Origin of the sequence: Psychrobacter maritimus (assembly GCF_904846345.1) — a bacterium.
Classification (GTDB): domain Bacteria; phylum Pseudomonadota; class Gammaproteobacteria; order Pseudomonadales; family Moraxellaceae; genus Psychrobacter; species Psychrobacter maritimus.
Genome location: NZ_CAJHAJ010000003.1, coordinates 312,648 through 325,219, shown reverse-complemented (window position 1 = coordinate 325,219; position 12,572 = coordinate 312,648). Strand labels below are relative to the sequence as shown.

Genomic DNA, 12,572 nt, shown 5'->3' with positions numbered 1-12,572 from the left:
ATCCGTTGATACCGTTTATAACTCTCTAATAGACAGCTATAAACGAATATCTGATTAATAGGTATGTTATGTCTAGTCCAGCCCCCAACTTTAAGCATCAAGATAGCCAGCCATGGTACAAAAACTATATGGTGGTTATTTTTGTCATTGGCATGCCAGCGTTAGTCGTTATTGCTTGCATCTGGTTTGTTTATTACTCTTACCAAATACGTGACAGTGTGGTACGTGACGACTGGTATATGGATGGCAAAACCCTCTATCATGACGTCTCGCGCGACAAGCTCACCTATGATTTAGACTTACACGGTCAAATGCAGTTTGCCGATAATGGTGATATCGTGTTTTATCTAAATTATCCTGAGCAGAGCTTGCAGTCTGGTAAATTATCAAATGGCGAGCCGGTTACTTATCCTGATACCTTAGAGTTATCTATCTCACATGCCACCGATATCAAAAAAGATCGTGATGTTGTGTTAAAACATGAAGAAGGTAATAAATATAGCGCTCAGGTAAATATTGACCCAGTCAAAGCCAAATATTACTTACAAGTTAGTAATGATGGTAAGGATGATTGGCGTATGCAAGATGTGGCAAAATTGCCACGTTCAGAGGTAAGTTTTAATCCGCTACCGGTGTTTGCCGAAAGCTAGTGTTATTTAAATAGCTACTCTTAAAGTTAAAAAAATCAGCCCTTAATAATTAAGGGCTGGTTTTTTTGGGGCTAACTTTTATGGATTTAACTTTATCAAATTAACTTAAGATTATTTAAGCAACATATAGTCAGTGAAAAGTAATATCGATACATCACGCGCTGCTGATATCAATTTTTCTTGCTTGCTGTGCCTGCGCAGACAGAGGCTACAAAAAATTGATATCAGCAATACCGTAGCGTTTTTAGGATATTTTGACTATAGCTTTAAACCATCAGCTCATTAAATGACAGGATTAATCGTTGGAATTTTCTGCGTTATACGGCTGTTTTTTTCCGTTTCATCTGCTGCGTCCGTGTTCTGATTATTGGCAAATTTTGGATTAAAGACTTGAGTTTTTGGTGCTACAGGTAAGCCAATCTCAGCCAGACTATCGGTCTGCCCTGCTTGGATATTATCGCCTTCAAATAAGCGCTCATTATCATCACGCTCGAGGCTTAATGTCTCAAAATCAAATAATTCACGATCGGCTAATTGCGACGGTGCGACGTTTTGCATGGCTTTAAAAATAGACGCTAAGCGCTGTGGATGGGCGTCATCCCATTCGCGTAGCATGTCATTGATAATCGCCCGTTGTAGATTGGTTTGGCTACCGCATAGATTGCACGGGATAATCGGAAACTCTTTTAAACGCGCATATTCAATGATGTCTTTTTCTTCAACGTAGGCAAGCGGACGAATAAGCAAGTTTTGCTTATCATCGCTGAGCAGTTTAGGCGGCATCGATTTAAGCGCGCCGCCGTGAAATAAGTTTAAAAAGAACGTCGCCAGCATATCATCGCGATGATGGCCAAGGGCGATTTTGGTTGCGCCAATTTGTTTGGCAAAGCCGTATAGCGAGCCACGGCGCAGACGTGAACAAGCCGAACAATAAGTCTTACCTTCTGGCACCACGCTTTTGACGATACTATAAGTGTCTTTTTCTAAAATATAATGCGCGATACCTTGCTCATTCAGATAAGCGGGCAAGATATCTTCAGGATAACCGGGCTGCTTTTGGTCGAGATTGACCGCAACGATATCAAAGCTAATCGGGGCAATACGCTTAAGTAACAACAAGATATCTAGCAGTGTATAGCTGTCTTTGCCGCCTGACACACAAACCATGATGACGTCGCCATCTTCAATCATATTAAAATCGCGAATCGCCCATGATACTTGGCGGCGTAGCTTTTTTTGTAGCTTGCGAAATTGTGCCGTTTCAGTCGGTAGCAGCTGATTAGATAATAATTGCTCAGCCATATTATTGTCATGCGCAACTCCATCAGATTCGTCAGCGACATCCGTATCTAATGCATAGCTATCCCAACCAGTGTCGGCAGAGCTAGCATCCGTAGAAGCAGCATCGATAGACGCAGCATCAAACTGAGGGGTTATTTTTGGCGTAAACAAGGTCGCTACGGTCATAAGTTACTCAATATCTTTACAAGGTTGATTTTGCTACAAAGCAGTTAGCAATATTTTTAGCACACGGGCTTTAAAAGCAGCGATTATAACAAATTTTGCTAACAGATTGAAAATATGACGTTAATTGATAAGGCTAAATACCAAGCCAACTTAAGAAGGCAGCTTAAGACTGTTATTTAACTTTATAATAGTACTTATGCCTAATCGCCTGCTTGATTGTCCTATGTCTGATTAATAGTGTTTGATGGATAATACAAATACAGTGCTGACTGAACCATCCTTTAGCCACTACTTAATCACGCTTTAGCCCTCTTTTAATAACACCTTCAAGGTTCTGTAATGGGGCTATTTTTGCTAAAATAGACGGCTTTCGTAAATCCATATTTTTGAACCAATAATTTCAAACTAATAATAGATACCACTATGACTCTTGTTACTGCGCAAACCTCCTCTACCAATCCAGCAAACGACGCTAACTTGATGGCGCTGCATAAAAGCCAAAATGCCGTGGTGCTACTATCAGGTGGGCTTGATTCCGTGACTTGTTTGTATTGGGCAAAGGCGCGCTATGCTTCTGTGACAGCGGTCAGTTTTAATTATGGTCAACGTCATAATAGTGAGCTTGTCGCCGCTAAAGCCATCGCTGAAACCGCAGCAGTCAATCATCGCATTATTGATATCGATATCGCGCAGCTTGGCGGCTCATCACTCACCGACCACAGCATGATTGTCCCTGATGGCGATACCGATAAATTCCCGAGTAAAAATCGTGATGAGATCGATAACGACGCTATTCCAAATACTTATGTACCTGCGCGTAATACCATATTTTTATCTTACGCCTTGGCAGTCGCTGAAGTGACCGATGCCAACCATATCGTCATTGGTGTAAGCTCCGTCGATTATTCAGGCTACCCTGATTGCCGTCCAGAATATATCGCTGCTTTTGAACACATGGCCAATCTTGCCACCAAAGCTGGCGTCACCGGTCACCATTTATCGATTCAAACACCACTGCAGCAGTTATCTAAAGCCAAAACCATCGAGCTTGGTTTATCGTTAGGGGTCGATTATGGGCAGACGATTTCTTGTTATCAAGCAGATGTCGATGGGTTGGCTTGCGGTGTCTGCGACAGCTGTGTGCTGCGCCGCCAAGGATTTTCCCAAGCTGGCGTTACTGACCCTACGCATTATCAGCCTGAATAAATACTGTAAAAACAGGCTTATAGCTATCTTAAAGGCGAGTATGATTGTCTTAATAGCGCAGCTCATTAAATATTTGCGCAACATTTGCTTGCATTAACACAGCACGCTGGCGTTGTATTTTAAGCAATTTAATTGCTATGGTATGGGCGACTATATCAATGACAAGATAACCGTACTGATAGTTAGCTAAATGTAATGAGCGCTATATAGATGAAGAATTGCCTATATATTTGCTCATGCAAGTTATAAAATAAGTGACAAAATTAGTATCCTAACCATTGTTAAAATCAGTGCTAAAATCAATACTTAGACCAGTAACCAAATAAAACGACCAAGATTTTTGCCTATAAAATCTGAAAAATTGACGCGACCTATAGAGGATGTTTATGAAGTTGTTGCCAGTATTACCCCTAGCCCTAGCTGCTCTGTTTGCATTGCCACAAGCAAACGCTGCCGATATCAAGCAAAATAATATCAATACCTGTGTCAATGGCGCGGTCAAATATAAGGTCGCTGACAAAAATACCGCGACCAAATTATGCAAGTGCACCATCGGTGTCCGTAGCGAGATGACCATCGGTCAGATGTGGGAAATTGAAAGCTACGCGCAAGATAAAAAAGACCCATCAAGCTTACCTTACGTGAAAAAAATGCAAAAAGACCTGCAGCAATGCACGGTTGGTTTGGATTTAAAGCAGCCACAAAAACCTGCTTAAAGCACGTAAAAGATATTTGCTGCAAAATACAAAAGACTGGTCATTGCCAGTCTTTTTTGTTGCTAATGAATAAGTGAAGTGTAAAACTGAGTAGTTATTGCCATGAATCTGCCTATAATAAGAGCAATCACTATAATATATGTATAAACAACAATATATGCATAACCAAAACTAATAAGGATTTTATAATGGCCAAGCCGACCACCGAGACTATTGCCCTACCTGATTTCCCAGTCACCATCGTGCGCGAGCTAGACGGCAACTTTATACATGACGACATCAGCCTAAAAGAGCTGGTTGCTCATACCGATAAAGGCCTAATTTTATATTTTTATCCCAAAGACAACACCCCAGGCTGCACCACGCAAGCGACAGAGTTTACCGCTCAGCTCAATGAGTTTGATAAATTGGGTTACGATATCATCGGTGTCTCGCGTGATAGCGTCGAATCTCACGAAAAATTCATCGCTAAACACCATCTTAATATCTCGCTTATCAGTGATAGTGATGAGAAATTATGCCAATACTTCGATGTCATTAAAGAAAAAAACATGTATGGCAAAATCAGCTTAGGTCTTGTACGTTCAGCCTTTGTCTTTGATAAAGATGGCACGCTAACTCATGCGCAGCGTAATTTACGCGCGGCAGGCTATACTGAGCGTTTACTGAATACGTTAGCGCCTTAATTTTTCAATAGCCTTTTTCATCGTTTTTTGTGCAAATTCATCACCTAATATCACATTCGCCTGATTTGAGAATACTATGAATAAACAGCCTGATAGCACTGCTGACAGTAGCCATACAAAAGTGACACGCAAGGTATCGGTTGCGGTCATTGGCGCTGGTACTGCTGGTCAAAATGCCTTTCGCCAAGCCCGCAAATTAAAAGACGATGTCATAATTATTAATGATGGATTTTGGACAACCACCTGTATTGCGGTCGGTTGTATGCCAAGTAAACTGCTTATTGCTGCTGCTGACCGCGCGCATGAGGCCAATCATTCTGGCGAGTTTGGTGTGCATGCCAGCGCACGAATAGATGGCAAACAAGTCATGGCGCGGGTTCGCGCTGAGCGTGATCATTTTGCCAGCTACGTTGAGGAGCAAGTAGAAAGTTGGCCTGCAGAAACGAAAATAGCGGGTCGCGCTTATATCAATAAACAAGGATTGATTGAGGTCAATAACGAGCTAATCGAAGCGGATAAAATCATTGTCGCGACTGGTAGCTCAACCTTTATCCCAGAAGGCTGGGCAGATAAGCTTGGCGATACCCTGATTACCTCTGACACTGTCTTTGAGCTGACTGATTTACCAAAATCACTGGCGGTGGTTGGTGCAGGTGCCATCGGCTTAGAGCTTGCCCAAGCCTTTAAACGCTTAGGCGTCAATGTTACCTTATTTAATCGTGCCAAACGCGTCGCCAGTTTAAAAGACGATGACATTAATAATAAAGCCATCGATTGCTTAAATCGTGAGCTGACCATGCATTTAGGTAGTAACATTACCGAGGTTGGCACTCAAGCAGATGCAGTCGATAAAGGCTCCGTTGCCTTTATCGACTACGAAGATAGCGCCGGTCAAACGCAGCAGTGGCAAGGCGAGTACGTACTGGTTGCCACAGGTCGCCGTAATAACATCGATACGCTTGGTGTTGAAAATCTAGGCGTCGAGCTTGATGATAAGAACCGCCCAAAGCAGCTTGATAAAAAGACTGGTAAAATCGGTAATTTAGAAGTCTATATCGTTGGTGATGCCAATGCCAATCTTCCTCTATTACATGTAGCCAGTGATGAAGGATTTAGCGCCGGCAGCCTTGTTTGCGACAATAAGACAGACGCTTATATTCGACCACCTGCCACGCCATTTTCTATCGTATTTTGCGCGCCACAAATCGTGAACGTCGGCATGTCGCTACCTGAAATCCAAGCAGACTCAGAGCTTGAGCATGTGATTGGCAAAGTGAGCTTTGACAATCAAGGACGTAGCCGCGTGATGGGTGTCAACTGCGGTTTATTGCATATTTATGGTTGCAAAAAGACCGATAGAATCTTGGGCGCCAGCATGGTCGGCCCTGATGCGGAATATATTGGACATATATTGGCGATGGCAATTACCAATGATTTGAGTATCAAAGACATGCTTGATACGCCGTTTTATCATCCGACGATATTAGAAGGTTTGCGTACCGCATTACGTGATGTTCAGCGTATGATGAAGATACCTTATCAATCGCATGATACCCAAGAAGGCAATTTTTAAGTATTTGCTTTTAACAAGATAAGCGGCAATGTTTTTTAATAAAATTATGCTTCGTACTTTTGTCGTTTTGACTTATATCACTTTAAGTTAGCGCTCAAATGAACGCTCAAGGCAATCAAGGTCATACTTGATTTGCCTGAGCGATTTGAGTTAATTTACAATCAGACTTTTTAATACCCATTTTATTTAGACCTAAACCCTGCATGGATGAAACAATGGCAATCGCTGGTATTACTGACTTCTTTCAAGAGATTGTTCGCGACCTACATACTAGCCTATACCTTGCTATCGGCGGCACCATAGATGAAGACTCGTTAGACTGGTCAGCTAAATCGGTAGAATTGGTGAGTACGGGCATCAAAATCCTAATACTGCTGGCGGTATTGGGATTTTTTTATTGGCTTGCTATCTACATTGTCAAAAAAAGCAGAACCAGAATCCGCTTAAATGAGCGCCGATCTAAAATTGTTCGCTCAATACTACGCTATATTTGGATTGTGACCAGCTTGATAGCTATCATGAGCCAGCTTAATTTTGAGCCAGATACGGTCAAAGCCACTGCTAAAGCCAGTACTTGGGCGGGTATTTATTATGTGCTATGGACGTCATCTGGGCAAATTATCCATAAGGTTTTGCAGCATTATGGTCTAAACGCTTCTATCGAGCAGCTACTGAAAAATATCTTGTCCGTACTATTATTGGTATTTGGGCTTGCCAGCGTCATGGCGCAATTTGGCTTTGATATCGTATCGTTAGTGGCAGGTTTGGGTATTGCCGGTATTGCCGTGGGCTTTGCCGCCCAATCAACGCTTGCTAACTTTATCGCGGGGATTACCATTTTACTTGAGCAGTCCTTTCAAGTCGGCGACTGGGTCAATATCAATGACAATGAAGGGCGCGTCGTGGTTATCGCTTTACGCACGACCCATATCTTAACCCGCGACAATATCACCGTTATTATCCCCAACTCAAACGTCGCTTCTTCTGTGGTCATCAATTTAACCTCGAAAAACTTTATACGTTTTGATATCCGTATGCGCATTGCTTTTGAAGATGATATCGACAAGGCACGTGAGGTGATTTTGCAGGTATTGTCTGAGAGCGACGTGGTATTAAATCGCCCTGAAACCTCAGCGACTGTTGATGAGATTGGCGAATACGGCGTATTCTTTATTGTGCGTTTTTGGGTCAAGCCTGCGGCTGTTGCACGTATGCCTAAAATCAAAGAAGTCTTACGCGAGAATATCAAACGTGCCTTTGATGCTGCTGATATCTCAACCCCTTATCCGCATATGCGCCTACTGATGCCAACAGAGCAGGTTTACCCTATCGTTACCAAGCCAGTTGCGACCCCTACGCAATTGGTCACAGAAACAGCCGCGTTAAAAAAAGGCGGTAAGTAGTCAGTGTCATTAGCTGCTTAACGATATTAAAAAACAATGGTGCGCCATGATTTTAGTTTAAAAACAAAAAGCCGTTTCTTAAAAACAGTCTTTTAAACAATCCCGCTTTAAACTATCCATGGCGTAATTATGGTAAAATTGGCGGTTAAACATCTTATTTTATGATGTGCCTTATTTATCAATGTTTATCAATTTAGCCCACAGGTATCCGTATGACCGAAACAACCACGCCCAACTCCTTACCAGCCGCTTCAGCAGAGTTGTCGCTTGACCTTATTATTACCTGTGCCGATGGGCTTGAGGCACCGCTACAAACTGAGCTGACCAGTTTTGGTATTGCAAGCGAGATCAAGAGTACTGGTCGTTTAGCGGTGACTGGTACATTGCGTGACCTATACACCATTTGCTTGTGGTCGCGGGTTGCGTCACGGGTATTGATGCTGATCAAACGCAAAAACATCAATACTGAATACGATGTGGCAGAGCAGCTTTATGGTTTGGCAAAATCGGTCGATTGGACGGAACAATTTAAGCTAGAGCAAACGTTTGCCATTCGTCTATCGGTTGATAAACGCGTTGCCGTCAGTCAGCAATTTGCCATGCTGCGTATCAAAGATGCGATTGCCGATACCTTTAACGAAGTATATGACAGCCGTCCTAACGTCGATAGTAAAAACCCAGATTTTTCGGTGTTTGCAACGGTCAATGATAAGCAAGCTGAGCTGTATCTAGATTTATCAGGCACCAGTTTGCATCGCCGTGGCTACCGTGTGGCGATGACCGAAGCGCCATTAAAAGAGAACTTAGCGGCGGCGTTGCTCTACAGCGCAGGCTGGCATAAGAGAAATGAAGAAGGTAATGCCCCTTTATATAACGCTCTGATTGATCCAATGTGTGGTTCTGGCACCTTTATTATTGAAGCCCTTCTCATGCATTGCGATTATGCCGTCGGTATTGATAAAGCCGCCAATCAATTTGGTTTTTATCAATGGCAGCATCATGACGATGCGCTATGGCAACAGATGATTGATGATGCCCAGACGCGTTTCCGTGATGCGTTGGCCATTACCAACGAGCAGCCAGATACTTTACCGCTGATTTTGGGCTTTGATGCCGATAGCGGCGCGATTTTGGCGACAGAAAAGAACTTGATTGCCGCCGGTTTGCAGGACTTATTACCACTGCTCGACCTTGAGACGCGTGCTCTTGACAAACTAAGCAGCGTCTTAAAACCACTGGTTGATGATGGTCGCTTGAGCAATCCTTTAGTCATTACCAACCCGCCGTATGGTGAGCGCTTGGGTGATGAAGAGATGATTAAGCCGTTATATCATGCGCTTGGGCTGATTTTACAAGACAGTTTTGCCGGTATTGATATCGACCCTATGGTTGGAATCTTGGCGGCCAATGTCGAACAAGTGGATATCTTGCCGATTAAAGAGCCAAAAACTTTACGCTGTCATAACGGTGCTATTACGGTTTATTTCCGCTACGGCACCTTGATTGCGGGGCAAACGGGTAATTTGGTCAGTCGCTTTGAGAAGCGTGAGATTGAAGTGGAAGAAGGACAAGACTTCATCAACCGTTTGCAAAAAAACCTTGCTAAACTGAAGAAACTGGCTAAAAAAGACACTGTCAGTAATTTACGCGTTTATAATGCGGATTTGCCTGACTTCAAAGTAGCGGTCGATTTATATGGCGATTATGTGCACGTGCAAGAATACGCGCCACCAAAAACCATTCCACCTGAAACGGCGAAAAAACGCTTTAATTTGGCGTTAATGGGTATTCGTGAAGTCTTTGGCATTAACCGCGAACAAATCTTTATCAAAACCCGTGCGCGTCAGTCTGGTAATGACCAATATAGCAAGCAAGGCAATACTGAAAAGCGTGGCAAGTTCTATGTCGCTCGTGAAGATGGCGCGTATTTCTATGTCAACTTTACCGATTATCTCGATACCGGTTTGTTTATTGATCACCGTAATATGCGCGCCCGAATCAAAGACAACAGTCGTAATAAATCCGTACTGAACTTATTTGCTTATACCTGTACAGCAAGTGTCCATGCGGCATTGGCTGGCGCGAAAAAAGTCACTAGCGTCGATTTATCACAGAACTACCTCGATTGGGGCAAGCAAAACTTTGTGCTGAATGGTCTTGACGTTAGCCGCAACAAATATCAGTTTGTCGCTGCTGATATCTTTGAGTGGATTAAAGACAATACGGAACAATTTGATATTATCTTTATTGATCCGCCAACCTTTTCGAACTCGAAAAAGTTCCAAGGTACCTTTGATGTGCAGCGCGACCATTCGGCTCTCATCAACCGCGCGATGAACCGCTTGACCTCAGACGGCGTATTGTATTTCTCCAACAACTTTACCCGCTTTGAGCTCGATGAGCAGCTGACTGAGCGCTATGATATTGTTGATATCACCCAAAAAACCATTGGTTTTGATTTTGATGTTAAAAAGCCGATTCATCAGAGTTTTGAGATTCGCCATCGTCAAAGCCTATAATTTAGGTTTCTAGATGCCGGTAAAGGTTAAGCACTGCATGTAAACGCTGTCCTTTATCGTCAGTCTTATCGTACACATAACCGTACACATAACAATGACCCAATCGGCTTTGATTGGGTCATTTTTTGTTGTTATGATAGAGCGTCACTAAGTAATAGTTAAGCAATAGTTAGACAACCGTTAAACGATAGTTTTATGTACAGTTTAATCCCGCTATCGCTTATATTTATAGACTTTGGCTTTTATAGCATTCATTCCTAACGCTGTAATAGTTAAACCTTCCCTACTCTAATAACAAGGACAATTCCATGGCATTATCCCTTAATAAAGGCGGTAACTTATCGCTAACCAAAACCGACCCAAACTTAACCAAGCTGCTTATCGGTCTTGGTTGGGATGAGCGCGCGACTTCTGGCGCTGAGTTCGATTTGGATGCCAGTGTGTTTTTACTCAGCACGGCGGGTAAAGTACGCGGCGATCATGACTTTATCTTTTACAACCAGCTAAAATCTGACAATGGCGCGGTTGAGCATACCGGCGACAACCGTACTGGCGAAGGCGACGGCGATGATGAAGTCGTTAAAGTAAACCTGACCCAAGTTCCTGCTGATGTCGATAAAATCGTCGTCACCGTCACTATTCATGATGCAGCCGCTCGTAGCCAAAACTTTGGTCAAGTGGCCAACGCCTTTATCCGTGTTGTGAACGAAGAAACTGGCACGGAAGTGGTACGTTTTGATTTAGCAGAAGATTACTCTGTTGAAACCGCGATGGTATTTGGCGAAGTCTATCGTCATAACGGTGAGTGGAAATTCCGCGCCGTTGGTCAAGGCTATTCAGGTGGCTTGCAAGCCATGTGTCAGCAGTATGGCGTCGATATCTAACACGGTCTTGATATTGCATCCTTACCGTAAATCGACTTTTATAGAATGATCACGTCCAAGACCTAAAGCAGGTCTTAGCTATTTATTTAAAGTGGCTATTTTAAAGTGATTATTGAAAATCAATATTTAACATCACTATTTGAAACCACTATAAACAGTCACTGTTTAAAGGTGCTGTAAACAGGTACTTCAACAGTAATTATAAGCCGCTATTTTGACGGTAAAATATGGTTGCAAAATAGTCACAATTATTCATAGCTAAAAGACTGGTAATGCTTTATGTTTCGTTTAAAATTATGCAAAAAAGTGGTTAGCAATAACCGCTTTTTTTGCGGTTTGTGTCTATAATAGACCGACCTTAGCTTTATGCAACCAGACAGGATGTGTCATGAGACATTTTTATTTAGACTTTATCTTCACTATTATTGCCCTAGCGGTAGCGGCATGGTGGGGATATTCACACGGCGGTATAGGCGGTATGATAACCACCTTATCTATTACCGCTATTTTGGCCGTCATGGAGATTTCATTATCATTTGATAATGCGGTGGTCAACGCCTCAGTCCTTAAAGGCTGGGACGAATTTTGGAAAAAGATTTTCTTAACCGTCGGTATTTTAATCGCCGTCTTCGGTATGCGTTTGGTATTCCCTATTGTCATCGTCGCGGTTACCGCTAATCTTGGTATGATGCAAGTTATAGATTTGGCATTGAACGATCCTAAAGAATACTCGGCAAGACTAATGGCACACCATGCTGAAATCTCAGCCTTTGGTGGTATCTTCTTACTATTGGTTTTCTTGAACTTTATCTTTGATGATAAAGAAGTGCACTGGTTTGATTGGCTCGAGAGCCGCTTGGCAAAACTGGGTAAAGTCGATGCCATGAGCGTGTTTGTGGCGCTTATCGTGTTGATGATTGCGGTATCATTTGCTAACCCTGAGCAGTCAGCAGCGGTATTGATTGCAGGCATATGGGGTATCTTGGTATACCTTGGCGTACAAGTGGTCTCGGGTATGCTTGAAGGTGATCTTGAAGAAGAACTAGACGCTCAAGGTAATAGTACTGGTGCTGCAACTAGCGCCATTATGAAAGGCGGTATTATCGGTTTCTTATACTTAGAAGTCCTTGATGCTTCATTCAGTTTCGATGGCGTGATTGGCGCATTTGCGATTACCAATGACGTTATCGTGATTATGCTTGGTCTTGCAATCGGTGCGATGTTTGTGCGTTCGATGACTATCTTCTTAGTTGATAAAGGCACGCTTGATGAGTTTGTTTACCTTGAACATGGCGCGCATTATGCCATTGGCGCTTTAGCCATCATCATGTTGTTATCGGTGAAATTCCATGTGCCAGAGCTTATCACTGGCCTTATCGGTATTACCTTTATTGGTTGGGCGTTTGTCGCTTCACTCAATTATCGTAAGCGAGAAGCAAAGTCGATTACTTAGTTTGAATTTTAGTTT

10 protein-coding genes are annotated in these 12,572 nt (G+C 42.8%); 9 read left to right on the top strand and 1 reads right to left on the bottom strand.

Features of this window, described 5'->3' with window-relative positions:
- The first annotated feature begins 68 nt into the window (after positions 1 to 68).
- Entirely contained in the window at positions 69 to 650 is a 582-nt protein-coding gene (locus JMX50_RS06460) for a FixH family protein (protein WP_201565695.1), read from the top strand.
- A 282-nt stretch (positions 651 to 932) separates the two neighbouring features.
- Here JMX50_RS06460 and ttcA read toward each other — a convergent pair whose 3' ends face one another.
- Complete coding sequence (gene ttcA, locus JMX50_RS06455) at positions 933 to 1,952, bottom strand: tRNA 2-thiocytidine(32) synthetase TtcA (protein ID WP_413786819.1); 1,020 nt, start codon at positions 1,950 to 1,952, stop codon at positions 933 to 935.
- Positions 1,953 to 2,597: 645 nt separating this feature from the next.
- On the opposite strand from ttcA, the gene queC reads away from it, so the two are divergent.
- From queC to JMX50_RS06415, 8 genes are all read left to right on the top strand, one after another.
- Positions 2,598 to 3,323, top strand: coding sequence for a 7-cyano-7-deazaguanine synthase QueC (gene queC / locus JMX50_RS06450; RefSeq protein ID WP_227670949.1), 726 nt, complete (start codon positions 2,598 to 2,600; stop codon positions 3,321 to 3,323).
- Positions 3,324 to 3,709: 386 nt separating this feature from the next.
- Positions 3,710 to 4,039 (top strand): hypothetical protein, encoded by a 330-nt coding sequence (locus tag JMX50_RS06445; protein ID WP_201565699.1) that lies wholly within the window; start codon positions 3,710 to 3,712, stop codon positions 4,037 to 4,039.
- Positions 4,040 to 4,227: 188 nt separating this feature from the next.
- Complete coding sequence (locus tag JMX50_RS06440) at positions 4,228 to 4,725, top strand: peroxiredoxin (protein ID WP_201628895.1); 498 nt, start codon at positions 4,228 to 4,230, stop codon at positions 4,723 to 4,725.
- A gap of 76 nt (positions 4,726 to 4,801) precedes the next feature.
- Positions 4,802 to 6,298, top strand: a complete 1,497-nt coding sequence (locus JMX50_RS06435; protein ID WP_201628894.1) for a dihydrolipoyl dehydrogenase — start codon at positions 4,802 to 4,804, stop codon at positions 6,296 to 6,298.
- A 215-nt stretch (positions 6,299 to 6,513) separates the two neighbouring features.
- Positions 6,514 to 7,701: a mechanosensitive ion channel family protein gene (locus JMX50_RS06430; protein ID WP_227670941.1), complete on the top strand. Its 1,188-nt coding sequence runs from the start codon at positions 6,514 to 6,516 to the stop codon at positions 7,699 to 7,701.
- A gap of 212 nt (positions 7,702 to 7,913) precedes the next feature.
- Positions 7,914 to 10,220: a bifunctional 23S rRNA (guanine(2069)-N(7))-methyltransferase RlmK/23S rRNA (guanine(2445)-N(2))-methyltransferase RlmL gene (gene rlmKL, locus JMX50_RS06425; RefSeq protein ID WP_201628892.1), complete on the top strand. Its 2,307-nt coding sequence runs from the start codon at positions 7,914 to 7,916 to the stop codon at positions 10,218 to 10,220.
- A 308-nt stretch (positions 10,221 to 10,528) separates the two neighbouring features.
- The gene (locus JMX50_RS06420) at positions 10,529 to 11,104 is read left to right on the top strand and encodes a TerD family protein (protein ID WP_025650997.1); all 576 of its coding nucleotides are present in this window, start codon (positions 10,529 to 10,531) and stop codon (positions 11,102 to 11,104) included.
- 388 nt (positions 11,105 to 11,492) lie between these two features.
- On the top strand, positions 11,493 to 12,557 hold the full coding sequence (locus JMX50_RS06415; protein WP_201628891.1) for a DUF475 domain-containing protein: 1,065 nt from the start codon (positions 11,493 to 11,495) through the stop codon (positions 12,555 to 12,557).
- Positions 12,558 to 12,572 lie beyond the last annotated feature (15 nt).

What these genes read in the sequence shown, in the direction of transcription:
- JMX50_RS06460 (WP_201565695.1), top strand. Translation starts at nt 69, where the DNA reads ATGTCTAGTCCAGCCCCCAACTTTAAGCATCAAGATAGCCAGCCATGG.
- ttcA (WP_413786819.1), bottom strand. Translation starts at nt 1,952, where the DNA reads ATGGCTGAGCAATTATTATCTAATCAGCTGCTACCGACTGAAACGGCA.
- queC (WP_227670949.1), top strand. Translation starts at nt 2,598, where the DNA reads ATGGCGCTGCATAAAAGCCAAAATGCCGTGGTGCTACTATCAGGTGGG.
- JMX50_RS06445 (WP_201565699.1), top strand. Translation starts at nt 3,710, where the DNA reads ATGAAGTTGTTGCCAGTATTACCCCTAGCCCTAGCTGCTCTGTTTGCA.
- JMX50_RS06440 (WP_201628895.1), top strand. Translation starts at nt 4,228, where the DNA reads ATGGCCAAGCCGACCACCGAGACTATTGCCCTACCTGATTTCCCAGTC.
- JMX50_RS06435 (WP_201628894.1), top strand. Translation starts at nt 4,802, where the DNA reads ATGAATAAACAGCCTGATAGCACTGCTGACAGTAGCCATACAAAAGTG.
- JMX50_RS06430 (WP_227670941.1), top strand. Translation starts at nt 6,514, where the DNA reads ATGGCAATCGCTGGTATTACTGACTTCTTTCAAGAGATTGTTCGCGAC.
- rlmKL (WP_201628892.1), top strand. Translation starts at nt 7,914, where the DNA reads ATGACCGAAACAACCACGCCCAACTCCTTACCAGCCGCTTCAGCAGAG.
- JMX50_RS06420 (WP_025650997.1), top strand. Translation starts at nt 10,529, where the DNA reads ATGGCATTATCCCTTAATAAAGGCGGTAACTTATCGCTAACCAAAACC.
- JMX50_RS06415 (WP_201628891.1), top strand. Translation starts at nt 11,493, where the DNA reads ATGAGACATTTTTATTTAGACTTTATCTTCACTATTATTGCCCTAGCG.